At 43.7% G+C, this 17,744-nt stretch carries 15 protein-coding genes and 1 pseudogene; 9 read left to right on the forward strand and 7 right to left on the reverse strand.

From position 1 onward, the window contains the following. Positions 1-2: 2 nt before the first annotated feature. The gene (locus tag KHS38_RS05495) at positions 3-2,486 is read right to left on the reverse strand and encodes an SLBB domain-containing protein (protein WP_213487496.1); all 2,484 of its coding nucleotides are present in this window, start codon (positions 2,484-2,486) and stop codon (positions 3-5) included. A 165-nt stretch (positions 2,487-2,651) separates the two neighbouring features. After that, positions 2,652-3,830, reverse strand: a complete 1,179-nt coding sequence (locus KHS38_RS05500) for a nucleotidyltransferase domain-containing protein (RefSeq protein ID WP_213487497.1) — start codon at positions 3,828-3,830, stop codon at positions 2,652-2,654. A 115-nt stretch (positions 3,831-3,945) separates the two neighbouring features. Between KHS38_RS05500 and KHS38_RS05505 the strand changes: the two genes are divergently transcribed. The 7 genes from KHS38_RS05505 to KHS38_RS05535 all read left to right on the forward strand — a co-directional run bounded on the left by KHS38_RS05505 (position 3,946) and on the right by KHS38_RS05535 (position 11,266). After that, on the forward strand, positions 3,946-4,911 hold the full coding sequence (locus KHS38_RS05505) for a glycosyltransferase family A protein (protein WP_213487498.1): 966 nt from the start codon (positions 3,946-3,948) through the stop codon (positions 4,909-4,911). 113 nt (positions 4,912-5,024) lie between these two features. Continuing rightward, positions 5,025-5,939 carry a serine kinase gene (locus KHS38_RS05510; protein WP_213487499.1) on the forward strand — a complete coding sequence of 305 codons (915 nt, stop codon included), beginning with the start codon at positions 5,025-5,027 and terminating at the stop codon, positions 5,937-5,939. 1 nt (position 5,940) lies between these two features. After that, the gene (locus tag KHS38_RS05515) at positions 5,941-6,798 is read left to right on the forward strand and encodes a sulfotransferase domain-containing protein (RefSeq protein WP_213487500.1); all 858 of its coding nucleotides are present in this window, start codon (positions 5,941-5,943) and stop codon (positions 6,796-6,798) included. 77 nt (positions 6,799-6,875) lie between these two features. Continuing rightward, positions 6,876-7,154 (forward strand): PqqD family peptide modification chaperone, encoded by a 279-nt coding sequence (locus KHS38_RS05520; protein ID WP_213487501.1) that lies wholly within the window; start codon positions 6,876-6,878, stop codon positions 7,152-7,154. 10 nt (positions 7,155-7,164) lie between these two features. Then, positions 7,165-7,602, forward strand: a complete 438-nt coding sequence (locus KHS38_RS05525) for a lasso peptide biosynthesis B2 protein (RefSeq protein WP_213487502.1) — start codon at positions 7,165-7,167, stop codon at positions 7,600-7,602. A gap of 64 nt (positions 7,603-7,666) precedes the next feature. Further along, entirely contained in the window at positions 7,667-9,565 is a 1,899-nt protein-coding gene (locus KHS38_RS05530) for an asparagine synthase-related protein (protein WP_213487503.1), read from the forward strand. Positions 9,566-9,586: 21 nt separating this feature from the next. Next, the gene (locus tag KHS38_RS05535; RefSeq protein ID WP_213487504.1) at positions 9,587-11,266 is read left to right on the forward strand and encodes a capsule assembly Wzi family protein; all 1,680 of its coding nucleotides are present in this window, start codon (positions 9,587-9,589) and stop codon (positions 11,264-11,266) included. Between the two features lie 12 nt (positions 11,267-11,278). Here the strand turns inward: KHS38_RS05535 and KHS38_RS05540 are convergent, their stop codons facing one another. Together KHS38_RS05540 and cysC are read right to left on the reverse strand one after the other, a co-directional pair. Then, on the reverse strand, positions 11,279-12,292 hold the full coding sequence (locus KHS38_RS05540; RefSeq protein ID WP_213487505.1) for a phytanoyl-CoA dioxygenase family protein: 1,014 nt from the start codon (positions 12,290-12,292) through the stop codon (positions 11,279-11,281). Positions 12,293-12,426: 134 nt separating this feature from the next. Continuing rightward, positions 12,427-13,299, reverse strand: coding sequence for an adenylyl-sulfate kinase (gene cysC / locus KHS38_RS05545; RefSeq protein WP_213487506.1), 873 nt, complete (start codon positions 13,297-13,299; stop codon positions 12,427-12,429). A 182-nt stretch (positions 13,300-13,481) separates the two neighbouring features. Between cysC and KHS38_RS05550 the strand changes: the two genes are divergently transcribed. Continuing rightward, a complete protein-coding gene (locus KHS38_RS05550; RefSeq protein ID WP_213487507.1) occupies positions 13,482-14,057 on the forward strand; it encodes a Crp/Fnr family transcriptional regulator in 576 nt (191 codons plus the stop codon). A gap of 390 nt (positions 14,058-14,447) precedes the next feature. Here KHS38_RS05550 and KHS38_RS05555 read toward each other — a convergent pair whose 3' ends face one another. From KHS38_RS05555 to KHS38_RS05570, 3 genes and pseudogenes are all read right to left on the reverse strand, one after another. Further along, positions 14,448-15,407 (reverse strand): manganese catalase family protein, encoded by a 960-nt coding sequence (locus tag KHS38_RS05555; protein WP_213487508.1) that lies wholly within the window; start codon positions 15,405-15,407, stop codon positions 14,448-14,450. Between the two features lie 123 nt (positions 15,408-15,530). Beyond that, positions 15,531-16,003 (reverse strand): annotated as a pseudogene (locus KHS38_RS22510) (nuclear transport factor 2 family protein). A 103-nt stretch (positions 16,004-16,106) separates the two neighbouring features. Beyond that, a complete protein-coding gene (locus tag KHS38_RS05570; protein WP_213487510.1) occupies positions 16,107-17,141 on the reverse strand; it encodes an NADP-dependent oxidoreductase in 1,035 nt (344 codons plus the stop codon). Positions 17,142-17,315: 174 nt separating this feature from the next. Between KHS38_RS05570 and KHS38_RS05575 the strand changes: the two genes are divergently transcribed. Further along, positions 17,316-17,720: a winged helix-turn-helix transcriptional regulator gene (locus KHS38_RS05575; protein ID WP_213487511.1), complete on the forward strand. Its 405-nt coding sequence runs from the start codon at positions 17,316-17,318 to the stop codon at positions 17,718-17,720. Positions 17,721-17,744 lie beyond the last annotated feature (24 nt).

Genomic DNA, 17,744 nt, shown 5'->3' on the forward strand with positions numbered 1-17,744 from the left:
GCTTATTTGATATTGGAAATCGTTACAATGATAAGCGATACTAATGAAAGAACAGCTGATGTAAGTCCTATCGTTTCGGTGGTGCTTAGCCCCTTCCTTTCTATTTTTCTCGGAACAACTATCTCTCCCCCTTCTTCAACTTTAGGGTATGATCGAAACAGGCCCCAGATACCATTATTGGTTTTCCCGATGTTTCCGTTGGCATGCACAACGTAAATTTTGGAGCGGCGAGCGTTGTCGGTCGTTCCGCCGGCCTGAGACAGGTAATATTTTAAAGATTTACCTTTTCGGTATCCTGTTTGTGTTGCAGCAAGTACCTCTCCGCTTACTTTAACTAAGGGATCTATTCTCAATACCTGCACCATATCACCATCCTGCAATACATAATTTTCAATTGAGCCGGGTTCTTCCATTACCTTTTTTAGGTTTACAGCTATCCTGTTGTTTGTCCTGGTCAAATCATCCAACACTTTGGTGCTGGTGTCTTTGATGCTGTTTTGAATGTTTCGTATACTGGCCCTGTTTACGGTATCGGTTTGTAAACTGTTTCTGATCAGAAACACCCCTTTTGCATAGGCCTGAGAAGTAAGACCGCCCGAACGGCTAATTAAATCGCTGATCCGCTCTTTTCTTGACTGGATGGTGTAGGTGCCCGGAAAGTTAACTTCACCATTGATACTTACCCTCTGCTGGGCCGTATAACCCGGATTACGCCTAACGGTTACAATATCATACGGCTGCAAAATAAACCGGTTATTTTCAATTGAAAGTTCTTTGGCGGTGTTAATGTTGAACACAGTGGCGATGGAATCAGTGTTTTTATCGAGCCGTTCGGCAACCAGCCGCCTGCTTACCTCTACGTTGTAAGACGAAGCCGCATCGGTAAACCCGCCAGCTGCAAACAGCATATCTTTCAGAGAAAGGTTTTCCCGATAGGCATAAGGGCCCGGATGGCGCACTTCGCCCTGCACTTCTACAGTATAATTGGTATTAAAAGTAGTTGCAAAAGCGATAGCTACCGAATCTCTTTTTTGCAGCGGTATATCAGCAACGTTACCGTTTAGCAGGTTGCTTACGTTAAACGTAATGCTTTCGCCGGTACCATCAGCATGTGAACGTGTAAGGATAGCACGCTCGGTAAAAACGTTTTCCTGCAGGCCGCCTGCACGTTTAATCAAACCGCGCAAGGTCAGATTTGGGGTGAGTTCAAACTGCCCCGGCCGGTTTACGGCACCACTAATGGCTACTACATTCTCAATGCGGTTAAGAATGGCATCTACCTGAAACTCGTCGCCGTTTGCCGGGAGGTAGGTATTGAACTCGCTCTTGGCAATATCCCTGATCTTTCGCTCCGTATCAGTTACCTGCTTTACCCGGATATAGGCTTTATAAGCTTTATCTGTAAAACCGCCGGCAAAAAATATCAGGTCTTCCAGTTTTTCGCCTTCTTTAAGTTCAAAGATGCTTTCCCGTTTTACCTGCCCTCTGATGCTTACATGTTTCTTGTATACAGGAAAGTTGATAACATCGTTCTCTTTCAGCGGAAGATTACCTTTCTGGTCGCCCCGTGTCAGGAACTGATAGATATCGATTTTGGCGATAACTTTATTATTGCGGATCAACTCAATGTCACGATAAGTATTAATTGCACCGGGGCCGCCGCATAGGTACAATGAGTTGAATACAGTAGATAGCGACGACACTGTATAATTACCCGGTTTTGCTGCTCCGATTACGGTGATATGAATGCTTTTTATTTTACCTAATGAGACAATTAGCTTAGATGAGCCATTTCGCAACGATGGATATACCGTACTGCTCATTTTTTCGCGTATACGTAATGTGGCTTGTTCAATGGTGAGGCCAGATACACTTACCGATCCAACCTGTGGAATAAATATCGCGCCTTCTGGCTGTACGGTGGTTCGAAGATTGGTTTCCTGATAGCCTGAAACATTAACCAGCATTTCATCGTCCGGCCCTAAAACATAATTTATGGGCGTTGCAATACGAAGATTAGGTTCAAAGGACAATGACGGCGTATTGAAAAATGCAGAACCGAAAACTTCGGGCGTGTCATTGGTTTTCTGATAAACACGGTAATCATTGGCAGCTGTTTGCCTATCTGTAGATGGCAGCGTGGTGGGCTCAGTGGTAGCTTGGCTGGTGTTGCGTGGCTGCGTAGACAGCCTGTTCCTTAACTTTTGCCATTCCGCAGGCGACATGCCTTTGGCCATAGCCATTTGTTCGGCCTGTTCAAGAGTTACGCCGTTGCTTTGCAACTGTGCCTGAATGGCAGCAATCTGTGCATCAGAAAGCTGGTCTACAGAAATGTTACTTAAATTATTACCTTTCAGCAAATCAATGCGGCCGGCATCGGTTACATCTATATTGCTTCTTCTTCCTATATTCTGAGCCTCAGAACTTAATATACATAAGCAGGTAAATACCGCCAGAAAATATAGTTTTCTCTTGTAGCTATACATTTTAATCATTCCCAACACAAAACAAGATCGTGAGGCTAATTTAATTGGTTTATTATGGCTTTTTATTGTTCAATAATACGAATTTTAAGCGAACAGGTTCTATAAATACGAACATTTCATGAAGTAATAGTTAAAAGGTGTCAGCAACTCAACTACTACGCAGTATTAATGCCGGATTGCCTGATAAATTAGCCTGAACGGCCGCAAAACAGCTAATACGGGCAATAGGTATACAGGTAATTGCGCTGCATTAATATCAGCATACGTAGGCAAAAACACGTAACACATACACCGAAGCATAAATTTCACCTTTTGCCATGCGCTGTCTTGCAACTGCAACGAACGTTTAATGAACGGCAATTCATTAATATAAAAACGACTTAGCGGTAATTGCACCGATAGTGGCGCAACAAGTTCATCTTTGCTCAAGTATATTTTGCTGTCTGTAGTGAAGTTAATACCTAATATATCATTCACCAGATGCAGTCCAATATCCAGCCGCTTGCGAAAGCCATAGCTTTTGGCTGTGGATAAGATGAGTTTAGTATCCAGTGATGCTGCTTCTTTTTGAATCAGGCAAGCCATATCAATCAGGTATTTAAACTTAATGGACATATCCTTAACAAAGTGATTGGAGGCTACGGCCAGAAAATCATACGTAGGCGCAAGTTTTTGTATAGCAAAGCTCCCGGTACGATATGGCACCAGGCCGGCCGAAAAAAAACGGTATGCCGGGTATTGCCCCGAAAACTTATCCAACAGGCGCCAGTGCAGTTCAACGGCCGACGGCGTGCCGGGTTTATGATAAACTATGTCCTTAAAAAATTCCTTATAATAGCCGAGGAAAGGCCGTGGAACAGTGGTAATTCCTTTGTAATGATTGTTGATAAGCCAATCTTCAATCGTCGCCACATTTACGGTATCTACCAAAAAGTCCAGGTCAGTACTTTCCCTGGCAGCCCAGTCTGCATAATATCCTTCAGCAAAAAGGGCACCTTTGTAGGGAATAAGCGTAATACCTTGCTCCGCAAATTTTCCTACAAGTTCGGTACAGGCTTTTATCTGTTCAAAGTTCCTCAATTTTGTGGCTTGGTATCTCTTTTTCAGGCTGGCTAAAAACTGGGCCGGTACCTCAATACCATGTGTTGTTATGGCACTATACAGAAAGGCCCGGATGCTGTGCACTTGCGCAAGCTTGAACACCAGCTGCCAGTTAACAGGCGCGTCCTGTAAGTGATCTGTAACTGCTGATAAATGACAAGTGCCTAACTGCAACCGGGCAAGTAATATGATAAATACCTGCTCGTTACTGTAAATTTCTTTTAAGCCCCTGTTATCTAACATAAGGAAAAGCTTTCAACTATTTTATTAAACTCTTCGTATAAGGGAGGATTAGCGACGAAACTATATGCTATATTCGCATTGCGAAAGCCTCAAATCTAATTAAAAGGTTGATGAAATGGTTGTGCCTGATGATATAATTCTATCTGTTATCATTCCGACAAGAAACAGGCCTCATTTACTTACACGGGCTTTACGTTCTGTTGCCTTGCAAGGTTTTACCGGCTTTGAAGTTTGTGTAATCGATAATAATCCGGATACTGATATCAGTAATGCGGTAAAAATTATTGTCGATGAATTTTCGACAAAGTACACTCACCTGAATTGGATTTACCTGCATAGCGACAAGCAGTTTGCCGCCGGCGCACGTAACGACGGTATCTTCGCTACCAGGGGCCGGTACATCGCTTTTTTGGATGATGATGATGAGCTTCTGGAAAACAGCTTACACTTAAGGGTAAAAGAAATGCAAATCGATCCGGCTATAGCCCTGCTTTACTGCGCAGGCTATTCTATGATCTATCCCTACCCTTTTAAGATGTACCGCTATTATCATTATGATAAACGCCGGCACAAGGATAAACTGATGATGATGTCCTGTTCATCTATCATGATAAACCGTGACTTATTTAAGAAGCATAATTTATACTTTGATGAGCAGCAAAGCCGTATGGATGATTATGACCTATGCCGAAGAGTTATTCGATTAGGCCTGAAAGTAAAGTCAATTCCGAACCCTTTGGTGCAAATTAACCTTCATCCCGAAACGCGAATTTCTTCCCATCAACTCATTAACTACGATTTTAAGGATGTGCTTATAAAGCGGTGGGGAGCGCCTGCCGAGAAAGTTGTATACAACTATGCAGAGGGAGTATATATATGGCGTAAATGTTTTGGTATTGCCGACATGCGCTTTAAGGACATTGTAAAAGCATTAAAACAAAACTTTAACAGAACCCCGACGCTTTCTTTCCGTATAAAATATCTGATAGTATCTATAAGTCCGAAGCTGTTTCTTACCCTGTACCATGCCGGCGTTTCGCTATCACAACTTTATAAAAACAAAATAGCAAACAACGCTTGATCGTAACCGAAAGCAAAATACACTTGGAAGTTAATTTACTTAAAAGTTATATTCGCATTCCTTTGATTAGCCTTAATAACCAATTGGCCTGCTCCTTACTTATTTAATCTAAAATGATATACAAATACTGGGGTTTCGGATTACATATATCTTCGCCTATAGTTATGCCCGAGCTGGTGCCTGCAAACTTTGAACAGGCAGACGTTACGCTAACTATCGGCCGTGTTCCTGATAATTTAAATGAACCACAGATAGTAAAGCGCTTATTTGCAACCGTAAGCGAGCAGGAGTTCATTTTCGAGATCAGCAATGTAGCCCGGTACTATGCCGCCGGGGGTAAAACTGTAATCATTGAACCTAAAGAGGGTGCAGATGAGCACAGTATACGTCTCTTTTTACTGGGAACAGTAATGGCCGTTATTTTGTACCAGCGGGGCTGTATACCGTTTCATGCATCGGCTGTAATAAATAAAAACAAACTTGTTTTGTTTGCAGGTAATTCTGGTGCAGGTAAATCCACCCTATTAACACAAATGGCATCTCGTGGCTACGAAATTTTTACGGATGATATTTGTGTGATGACGTTTGATAAGACCACAAACCAGGTAACGGGCACCGCCTCCTATCCAATGCTAAAGCTTTGGGAGGATATTTTGGATAACGCCGCAAACCCTGCATCTTTTAATAAAGAGTATCCGGTAAGGCCACATCTACCCAAGTATGGCCAATTTTTTCATGACAACTTCAACCGGGAGGCACTTCCGGTAAGCCATATATTTATATTGAAAAAAGGGTTGGATACTGACCACCCTGCTCAGGTACCGTTGGATGCATTGACAGCCTTTCGTATTCTTGAAAAGCAGACCTATAGATCCCGGTTCGCTGTCAGCCCGGCCTTGAGGTCCCTGCATTTCAACATGATATCGACACTAACTAACCAGGCGCAGGTTGTGGAACTGCAAAGGTGCCGCACCAGCGGCGAAACAAAGTTTACGGATTTGGCAGAAATTGTAGAAACCTGGTTATAATATGGTAAACAAACAGTTTCCGCACAAAATTATTTGGCTGGCCTCTTATCCTAAATCAGGCAATACCTGGTTCAGGGCATTTGTTTCGGCTTTGATGGGAGCCAGTGAGGTAGAACTGAACAACCTGAAAGCCGATGGAATATTCTCGTCCCGCCAGCTCTTTGAGAACATCACTGACATAAGCTCACATGATTTGTATGACGATGAAGTAAAGCTGATGTTGCCCGATGTATACCGGGAATTGGCTGCAACCCGCCATAGTGCAGCGTTGATTAAAGTTCATGATGCGTTTACCCGTAATATAGCTGGTGAATTTATCATCCCGCAAGACGTAACGCACTGTGCTGTATATTTTGTGCGAAACCCGCTGGATATCATTGCGTCATTTGCTAACCACAATAATCTTACTATCGATCAAACCATCAAAACGCTGAATAATAACGACGCCTACTTAGCCATGCAGAAAGCAAATCTGAATATCAATGTTCAAACAGCACAACTACTGCTTAACTGGAGCAACCACGTTATCAGCTGGACAACCTTGCCAAACTTTCCGGTTTATGTACTGCGGTATGAAGATATGCTTACCGATACGTTCAACGTATTTAAAAATGTGCTGAACAAAATAGGCTGGCACTACCCTGATGAGGAAATAAAGAATGCCATTGCCGCCAGCAGTTTCAAGAAACTAAGCGAACAGGAAAAAAGCAGCGGCTTTTTTGAAAAGAACATCAACAGCAAAGTTTTCTTCCGCTCGGGGCAGGCAGGTAACTGGGTAAATGAACTTACGCCAGAACAAATTGCCAGGGTAACGGAACAACATGGCGAAGTAATGAAAATGTATAATTATCTTCCATAAGATATCCGGAAACGGAACATTATACTACAACTTAAATTTCTTATTTTTAAAACTTAATTTAATTAATTATAAGCTTAATGATTACGCTACAGTCGTTAATTACCCGGAATGAGACAGAATTTGTGGTAAGCGAACTTGGGAATGACCTGGTAATGATGAACACTAAATCGGGAAGTTATATTGGACTAAACGAAGTAAGTGCCGATATATGGAGGCAACTGGAGCACCCTGCAAAGGCGACGCAAATTATCAGCCATCTGCAAAGCCTTTATGAAGTAAGTGAAGACGTTTGTGAAACCGAAACGCTGGAGTGCCTGAATGCAATGTTGAAACAAGGTCTTATCCGTTACAATTAATGGCTTAACCATGGCCAAACAATCAAGTAAACGCTCTAATTTGCCTGGTAACCTGAAGTTCCTCTTAGCCGAAGCATTAATTACATCAGCCTGGGTTAAGCTAAGCTTGTGTTTTTTCCCATTTACCAAGGTACTAACCTGGATGGGGGCCATACATGGAGAATCGGATTATTTAGCAGACGAACAAAGCGCTCCTGTGCGCAGCAATATTAAGTCGGCGTTGCGGCTGTGCCGCAGATACGCACTTTGGCCAACTGAATGCTATACGCTTGCTATTACCGGAAAAATTCTTTTAAAACGCAGAAAAATAAACAGTACCATGTATATTGGATTCAGGAAATCGCCGGAGGGAAAATTTGAAGGGCATGCCTGGTTACGCGCTCATGATACCTATATCACGGGGTTTCAAGAGTCTGCAGGATTTAGCGCCAACATAACGTTCAGTTAATTACCCTCAATACACCTAACAGCACCGCCTATACTTACATGCACAGCAGTTATCTCGTCAGCATATGAGCGTTATATTTGGGAAAGGCAATTTTTGCAACAGACCGCTTGATTCAACGGATTTGCAACTGATGGAAGGGCAGCTCAACCATTGGCGACCCGACAGAACGGCAACCTGGGTGGAAGGTGCTGTTGGCCTGGGGCATTTAATGCTCCATAACACACCACAGTCGGTGTCGGAACAGATGCCCTTTCAAGATCCAAACCTTCAACTTACCATTACAGCCGATGTAAGGCTGGACAACCGCAACGAACTGCTTCGAAAGCTGAATATTCAGGAAACGGAAAAGCCGCTGATACCAGACAGTGCATTGATTTTACAGGCTTACCATAAATATGGAAAGCAGTGCATTAAACACCTCATCGGTGATTTTGCTTTTGTTATTTATGACGCTGCCGAACAGCAGCTTTTTTGCGGCCGCGATCATCTTGGCGTAAAGCCATTCTTCTACTACCAATCGGCCGAATATTTTGCCTTTGCATCTGAAAAAAAAGGAATTTTGGCTTTGCCGGATGTAAACCGTACCATCAACAAGCAATATCTATTCAATCACGTTGTATTTCCGGCAGAGCAGGCAGTAGATGATACCATATATCAGCACATAAAAAAATTAAAACCCGCTCACTTTTTAGTCATCAATTTAAAGAACAAGACTTCCCAACTGGAAAGGTACTGGGAGCCTGATGTAGATACGGAGCTAACCTTTGCCAGGAAAGAAGAATATTATGAAGGCTTACGATACCATTTTGAGCAAGCGGTGCAATGCCGCCTGTCATCTGCCTATAAGGTGGGTGTACAGTTAAGCGGTGGTTTGGATTCATCGGCTATAACGGGGGTAGCACAAACCTTTTTGAAGCTACAAAACCAGAGCATTGTGCCTTTTTCAAACACGCTTGGCAATGAGGTAACTGATAGCCGCCAAACACGGCTGGATGAGCGCCGCTACATTGATTCGGTTATTGAACACTGGCGCATTGATAACCCGGTATACATTACGCAACATGTTTTCCCGACCGAGTTGGAAGAACTTATGTTTGCTGATGAAGTGAATGATGGCCCGGAAAGATGGAGCTCCAATTGGCTGCTGTCTTTGTATGCCGCTGCAAAACAGCAAGACGTAAGAACCATACTTTCTGGCTTTCCAGGTGATGAACTGGTTACTTACCGGGGCAAATACTACTTTTTAGATTATTTGGATAAAAAGCAATATCTTAAATATCTATGGGCGGAAAAGAAGTACCCGGGGTTCAGCAAAATTGAACCTTTATTACCAGCCAGTCTGCGGCATTTGGCCAGCAAAATAAAAAACAGGCTTAACATCCAGCCGGCCAAGGTACACCGGGGTTTTAAAACCTACAACTATCCCGAGCATTACAAACAACACTTGCGGGATTGTATCTGGCAGGACCCTTATCATCAGGAGCAGTTCAAAAGCTACCGCCATTTTCAGCGCTACCGCATTTTAAAGCCGCAGGTAATCCATCGCCTTGAGAGCGAGAGCCGTTATGGTATTTATTTCAGAACCGAAACAAGGTTTCCGATGGCGGATATCCGGCTGATACAATACTACCTGTCTATGCCCAATGAGTTGAAATACGAAGGCGAGCAATCCCGTACTGCATTCAAGAAGGCTGTTGCCCCCTACCTGCCTGATATGATTTTGCAACGGGATGATAAGTTTGGATCAGTGATTCCCTTTTTATCAAGCCGCCTGCGATTAACCCGGCAAGAAATCAAATCCCTGATTGAGCAGTTGCCCGATCTTAAGATATTGAAAAAAGAAGCGTACTTTAAAAATATGAATAGTCCTTTCTCACCGGAAAACAATAGGAAGTATCCTATTCCTTATCCAGATGTGATGATTTGGATGATAAAAAATAAAAACTGGCTACAAGATCTTTAATACCTTATCAACAATATAAAAATGAATTTCCGCATCATTGGGTTCGTTACCGGGCTGGCTTATCTGTTACTAATTCCAGCTTTGCTTTGGGGGCAAAGCCTACCTGTTGGTACCCCCATTTTGGAAGATTACTACCGCAGATTACAATTAACCGGCGGTATTGACAGCAACTTATCCTTTAGTATCCGACCAATAAAACCGGTTTCGGGAAATAGTAATATTCACAGTTTTTATAACCCAGTGCAAGCAGGGCGGCTTGATACGACTAACGTACGGATAACTGCAGTGCCGGGTGCTAAAACGAAGAAAATATATTATGAGATTCTACCCGCTTTGTGGCAGCAACAGTACAACAGCCGCTATCCCTATGGTTGGAACGATGGCCCCATGATTCCGGCCGCTGGCTACCAAACGCTTGTTAGTGGTGGGGTTTATTTTCGCTATGGTATACTAAGCGTTCAACTGCGGCCGGAGCTGGTTTTCGCTTCACAAAAAAATTTTACCGGCTTTGCCAGCACACATACCGATCAGGATCTTCAAAATTATTACGGTTATTATAACAACATTGATGCACCCGAAAGATTTGGGACGGGGCATTATACCAAGGCAAACTGGGGACAAAGCAGCATTCGGTTAAACTGGCGGGCTCTGTCATTAGGCCTTTCTACCGAAAACTTATGGTGGGGCCCGGGCGTGAAAAACGCGCTGATCATGACGAACAATGCACCCGGGTTTAAACACCTCAGCTTAAACACAAACCGGCCGATAAAAACAGGGATAGGAACATTTGAGGGGCAGATTATTGCGGGTAAATTAGATGGTACTGAGTTGCCACCACTGCAAACAACAGCCAATGCTGCCGGTGAAACGCTGTACATTCCCAAACGTGATGACTGGCGCTATGTAAGCGGCATAACCTTCAATTACCAACCAAAGTGGTTGCCTGGCTTATTTCTAGGTGTAAACCATGTTATCCAATCATACCATAGCGATATCAATGGCGTTGCCGGGTACCTACCGCTGGTTTCCATTTACCAGAAAACAAATTTTGAGCGCGATCAGATCTTTTCGGTTTTCAGCCGCTGGTTATTTGCTAAAAGCCATGCCGAAGTTTATTTTGAATACGGTTGGAATGATTACACAACAGCGTTCATCACCTCACCCGATCATGCCAGAGCTTACGTGGCCGGTCTTCGAAAATTGTGGCCGCTTGCTGGTAAACCCAACCAAGGCATCCTCGTTAGCACCGAATTTACGCAACTCTCACAATCTACAGACCGGCTGGATAACCCGGCAGGCGGCTGGTACACCCATTATACCATCCACCAGGGTTGGACCAACCGGGGGCAGGTTCTGGGGGCTGGCATAGGTACTGGTGGCAACCTACAATCAATAGATATCAGTTGGGTAATGGGCCTTAAAAAGCTGGGGGTTGTTTTAGAACGCTACGAGCATAATGTGGACTTTGCTTTAACTGCTTTTCCGGCAGTTAATGAACGAAGCCGGAAATGGGTGGACCTGGGCTTTGGCTTGCAGGGCGAATGGGATTTTAAACACTTGCTTTTACAGGGTTTGGTTCAGCCTGTAGTTTCTTATAACTACCAGTGGATAGCCGAAAACTATAATACTACGCCGGCGGCTTCACCAAGTAGTAACGCTTTTAACCTACATGCATCCCTTGGTATTCTGTATCGGTTTTAACGAATTGGATCTTTACTTCCACCCGGTTGCAGGTTCATCATTATAAGGTGCATAGCTGATGTATTGTACATAGCGGGGCAAGTGCGCTGTATTTGGACTACTGCCATGTGGTAATGCGTGATGCCATACTATAAAATCACCAGCTTGTGCAGCCACAGGAAAACTACCCAAGCTGTGTAAATCCTGCTTACGCGGGTCAACACCCGGCGGCAATGAGTGCAGCCAACTTTCCAGGCGCTTGTGAAAACCGGGAACCAGGGTAAACGCACCTTGGTTGGCCGCAGTATCAGCAAGGTACAGGATACCCTGCAAACCAAAAGGTATAGGCAATTGCAGGCTCACATCCCAGTGCAAATCCGGACCGGGAAAAGTCCAGTTGGCCCTTTCCGGCGGGTTAAATCCTACCCGGTCTGTGCTCACCCACAAATCGGTTCGGTTCCAAAGTTGCTCAAATACCATCCGTATTTTGTCAGAAAAACGGTTTTTTCGCAATACCGGATGCTGAAACAACTGAATCATAATGCCCTTCCTGTCTGCATGCGACTGGTACCAGCTATCTGGCTCTTCAAGTGAAATACCCAGAAAATCATTAATAACCTGCACCGCGGCAAGGCAATCTTCTTTTGGAACGGCATTAGGGATAACCATGTAACCATTGGTCTCCCAAAATTCAATTTCCTGTTCGCTTAAAACCGGCACTACGGGCCGCGATATTGCAGATGCGCCAGCTTGCAGGTATTGGTTAAACCGGGAAACATTTTGTGATGATGGTACGCCTGCTACACCCACAATCCACCTTTCGAATGCCTCAAATGTGGAAGCCGTACCAAATAGATAGGACAAAGTTTGCTCCAGCCCTAAGCCAAGTGCCGACAAAAGCATCTTATCCAAAGGCCATTCCGCCTGGAGTTGTTCCTGGCTAATTTGATTGGTTCTGATAAGTTGTTTTTTCTGCCAGAACCTTTTCAAATGCATAATTTGCAAGGTGCCGGTTTCTTCGGAGGAACAAAGCAAAGGTGTGTTCATGATAATAAATTTAAACAATCATTATCGAATTGCAGAAGTTTCTGTATAAAGAAAACCACTGAATTCACAACAACCACATTTCATGAACACACTGCGCCAGTGCAGCCACAGCAAGCGATAGAGCATCCGCACCATCATGAAGTAACATACTGCATCTTTTGGGCAAGCAAAAGCTGCAGGGCAGTTACACATTCATTAACGTCATGAACTTCGGTATTTAAATGCAGGTCGGGCTTTTCAGGCGGTTCATACGGACTGCTAATACCTGTAAAGTTTTTGATCTTACCCTCAATTGCTTTCTGATATAACCCTTTAACATCCCGATGCTGACAAGCAGCCAGGCTGGCTTCCAAATACACCTCCGTATAATGTTCCTCTCCAATGATGGCCCTGGCCAGAGCACGGTCTTTCCGAAATGGAGCAATAAAAGAGGCTATAACAATAATTCCGGCATCATTAAAAAGCTTACAAAGCTCTGCTACTCTTCTGATATTTTCACTCCGGTCCTCAGCAGAAAAGGACAAGTCTTTATTTATGCCAAGCCGGGTGTTGTCTCCGTCCAAAATATATACCCTGCCTTGTTGCTTGTATATAAATTCTTCTATTTCTACCGCCAGTGTGGTTTTGCCGGCGCCGGATAATCCGGTTAGCCAGATGGTAAAGGCCCGGTGATGATTCAATTGCTCCCGCTTTTGTTGGTTCACCCGGCCAATTTGTTTAAAAAGTGTTGGAGCAATCTCCTCTTGAACTTTCTTTACACGTTGCTGCTTGGAAGGTAGCCCCCAGCTTAGCTTCTGCCATAAGCGTTCATGACCATAGTAAAGTACCATCTTAGTCAGCAGCTCGGTTAAACCGATTTTTGCACCGGTAGAAAAATGGCCCGATATCAGCCAGCCCAGTAAAACGGTATCAATCGAACCTACGATTCGCCAGGATATGGTTTTGCCAATATTTCTTTTGATCAACGGATCTTTATCGAAAATTTTGAGCAGTACGTCTGTTACCATAATGGTAAATTACATTAAATGATATTTAAGCGCAAATTTGATGATGCAATATCACAAGATACGGTTGCATCAAATTGTTTAAGGTTAAAAGGTTATTGGAGAACGGAAAACGTGTGTCACCGCTGGATAAACTGAAACTATACATACCTCAACAAATTGCATTGTTATGTTTACCTTGCGGTATGCATGAACTCATTCTGGCTAACTTTGCGATGCATATTACGCTTACCCCTCAAGAACAGGAGCAAGCGCTTGCTTTGCTGGAGCAAGAAATAATTACCAAACGCACTTTTTTGTTGAAACCCGGCGAAATTAGCCGCCGTTTTTACTTTGTAAAAGAAGGTTGTCTCCGTATGTTTTACCTAGATAAACAAGGCCAAGAGCATAACATATGCTTTTATCCGGAAAACTGGTGGGCATGCGACATTGTAAGTTTCTTTAATGAAAAGCCAGCTATAAATGCAATACAAGCGCTGGAAGATAGCAAGGTGTATTACCTCACATTAATGCGGCTGGAAGAGTTGTTTATAAAAATACCGAAGTTTGAACGCTTTTTTCGGATACTTACACAAAATGGTTTTGATATGTACCAGCGGCGTGTTACGTCCAACTTATCCAAAACAGCTGAACAACGTTACCTGCAGTTTCGGAAACACTACCCAAGATTGGAGCAACGCATCGCCCAGAAGCACATAGCCAGCTATCTCGGCATTACTCCCGCATTTCTCAGCATGATGCGTAAAGACAAAAATCTGTAATCTGTATTTCACTTCCTTTGCATTCTCTATTAGACTATGTTTGATAGCTGATGCATTCCTGTTAGAAGCCTCTAAGATGCCGACATATATAGAGATGAACTAACGTTACCTTGCTCTCTGCAGAAGTATCTGTACATAAATGAAACGCTTGAGCCGTTTAACTTTTGTTGGAAGATAATAACAGGAACTACTACATAAACGCTGCTTTCGGTTCCATGCTTAATTGTAAGATACGGAAACAGCAAAAAACTTCTTAACTAAACTCTTTCAAAAGGGTTCAATAATGTGCATAACGACTTATAAGTCTATCTTGCATTCTCACTTATATAAAGCACTATTTATCAAAACATACTTGTAAATAAAAAGGGAGGCATTAGCCTCCCTTTTTATTTAATCTTTCTTTTTTCTTGGGTTAGGTCCCGCTTTTTTCTCCATGTCTTTCACCGTCTTTTCTTTGAATTCATTCAAAGCATCTGCCAGTTTTTGCATCTCCGGATCAAGCCCTGGTGCAAATTCTTCCGGACGTTCGGGTGCAACCGGTATATCATAAGAATTATCCGGCTCTTTCTTGGTGATAAGCTCGGTTCCATCATTAGCCGGAGCACTGCCACTGAAAATCTTTTCCATTTGCGACGAATCCAGGCGGAAGGTATACTGCTCGCGGTGTAGCCCGGCATCCAGTAATTTTTTCACTTCCGGATATTGGGAAGAATCGAATTTTGGAATTGGCAGTGTTTTAGCCCAATCTATACCTAACGTTTCTAACGCTTTGGCAAATGCCATTTGGTGCGCTTCATCCCGAACGATCAGGAAGGCAATGGTTGCCCTAAGTGTCTTGTTAGAAGACATTTGGTATATTCTTGATTTTTGAACCCGTCCTGTTGCTTCCAAAACCAGGTTATCCATCAAATCGAGCACTAAGTTACCGTGGTTATGCACATAAGAACCACTCCAAGGGTTACCTGCAGCATCAACCGGTAAGGCACCTTGCGCACCGATGATAAAGTGGTGCGGGTTTTTAGCCAGCTTGCCTACGTCGAGCGTTTCCTGGCCGCCTTTGCCTGGCGTGTCAAACTTATCTCCGCTATAGCCCGGTGCATCGTCCAGTAACTGGGCAATAGTTTTACTTATCAGTTCTACGTGGCTTATCTCCTCCAGTCCTATTCCCTGGATCAGGTCAAGGTAAGGAATGCCGTCACCGCGAAAGTTAAAGCTTTGGAAAAGGAACTGCATCATAGTACGCATTTCGCCGAACTGTCCGCCTAAGCCTTCTTGTAAAGCATTTGCTGCGGCCGGATCTGGTTCATCACTTACGATCGGATTGATTAACTTTTGGATGTGGTAAAACATAATATATGGGTTAACTGATTAAAGTATTACGATAACACAAGCACTGAAATACTATTTTGTTTTTCCTTACACTTTAAAGACAGCAACGTATTGCTTACCTTTTGTTTCGGATCGCCCTATAACCTACCATCCCCTATACCAATCTTTTAATCTGTAGCTATTGGTTGATATAACTTTTTCCTGCCAATTGAAAGTACCTATTCTCCTGGAAATAAGCCAGCGCTTATCCACAAAGGCATACTCATCCTGGTAAGTCGCACCAATGGTCGTCTTAATCTTTTCGCCATCCGCTGTACCCATCAAGATAACTATGCTATATAAAACTCCGGTTGCAGAATCACCTTGAGAGTTAATACATGCTGCCCGTTGAAATGGTAAATAGTGTCAAAGGCTTTGTTAAAACTGGCAAAGGCCTCTGCCATTGCTTTGCGGCCTTTCAGTTTCAAAATGGTTGCGCCACCGGCAATGGTTTCTGACACCGCATTTTCTGTAAACAGCTTTACTTGCGCACCAAAATTTTTTTGGTCGGCTAAAATCGAAACTTTGTCTACAAGTTCTTTGAGGTTTATCCTATCCTCTATTTCTTTGATATCCATGTTTAGCAGATTGTATGAAAGCTATCTCTAACCAGAGACAGCCTTCTGTTATCATCATTATCAAAAACCGTCAGTTATCTTCAGCTTGTTAAAGCCTAAACATTTAATCAACAGTTAGCACTATTTTACCTTGGATGTGACCTTGGGCAGCCCGTTCGTGCGCTTTGCGGGCGTCAGCAAGCGGATAGGTGCTGTCTATCACAACCCGGATTCTTCCGTCGTTCAATAGGCCCGCCAGTTCTGCAAGCTGCACTCCGCTTGAGCGAACCTGAGCTGATGAAACCGTGATACCTAACTTTTCGGCCTCCTCCGCATCAGAGAAGCCCAGATATACAGGAAACAAAGCTCCGCCCCGCTTAAGTGTACGCAAAAAACGGCCTGTTGCCGGGCCACCAAGCGTGTCCAGAACAACATCGAGATCGTGTACTACCTCTTCTGGAGCTACTTTAGTGTAATCAATAAATTCGTCGACACCAAGATTGCGCAAAAGCGTTTCGTGCTTACCTGAGGCAACGGCAATTACGTGAGCGCCTTTCAGCTTCGCTATCTGCACGGCAAAATGCCCTACTCCGCCTGCAGCACCGTTTATCAGTACTTTCTTGCCAGCGAGTGGTACCGGCTGGTGTTTATTCGCCTGAAAGGGATTAGGCTCATTATGCCCCACCTCAACCAGGTATTGCCAGGCTGTAAGCAGCGACATAGGAGCTGCGGCAGCCTGTATATGATCAATGCTGGCCGGCTTAAGTGCAACCTGCGATGCCGGCACAGTGACGTACTCCGCATAAGCCTTGCTCTCACCTACGCTGAAAAAGCGCACCATCGAGTAGACTTCGTTCCCGACCGAAAAATCTGTAACATCATCAGCAACAGCTTCGATAACTCCCGAAATATCCGTACCTAAAATTAACGGGAAAGACACTTGCGGCTGCCACTCCGGCGGCAACGACCTGTAGCCGTCGCGCAAGTACCAGTCGGGCGGGTTGACACCTACTGCGTGAACGCAAACAAGCACCTCGCCTGCATTCAACTCAGGCATCGGCGCATCTTCGTAGCACAGTACTTCAGGCCCACCAAACTCGTGCAACCTAACGGCCTTCATCATCTGTCTGCTTTCATTTTTGTCTGCTATATTTTTCATTTTTATATCCTTTTTAAAATTTGCGAGGCTATACTCTTTTAATCCCTGATTCAATATTTAATACATTGCAATGGTAGATCAATTACATACTTTTGGCAAGTATGTACTTTTTTGTATCTTACCTACTAAAAGGTATGTATTGCTGATTTTCAGAGGTTTAATAGGAGACACAAAATGAAAAGTGATTTAAAACAGACAGAACCAACTCAACTTTGCGCGGTAGATTACGCGTTTAAGCGAATTGGCGGAAAGTATAAAGCACGGATATTATGGTACCTGAGCATGAAAGGCGTATTGCGTTACGGCGAACTGAGCAGAACGCTGCCTGATATTACCACCAAAATGCTTACGCAAACTTTAAGGGAATTGGAGGAGGACAACCTGATTATCCGCAAAATGTATCACGAAGTACCACCTAAAGTAGAATACTCACTGAGCGAGACCGGACAGGAGCTGATTCCTTTTATAGCACATTTGCACCATTGGGGCAAGAAGCATATTGAAAAGGAAGCATCAACGAGTCAGGCTATTCTTGATGAACGGACCAAGGTTTGCCAAAGCGTTTGCGGTACAGATTAAGGCTATATAACTATATCTACTGCA

It is taken from the genome of Mucilaginibacter sp. Bleaf8 (assembly GCF_018390515.1).
Taxonomy (GTDB): domain Bacteria; phylum Bacteroidota; class Bacteroidia; order Sphingobacteriales; family Sphingobacteriaceae; genus Mucilaginibacter.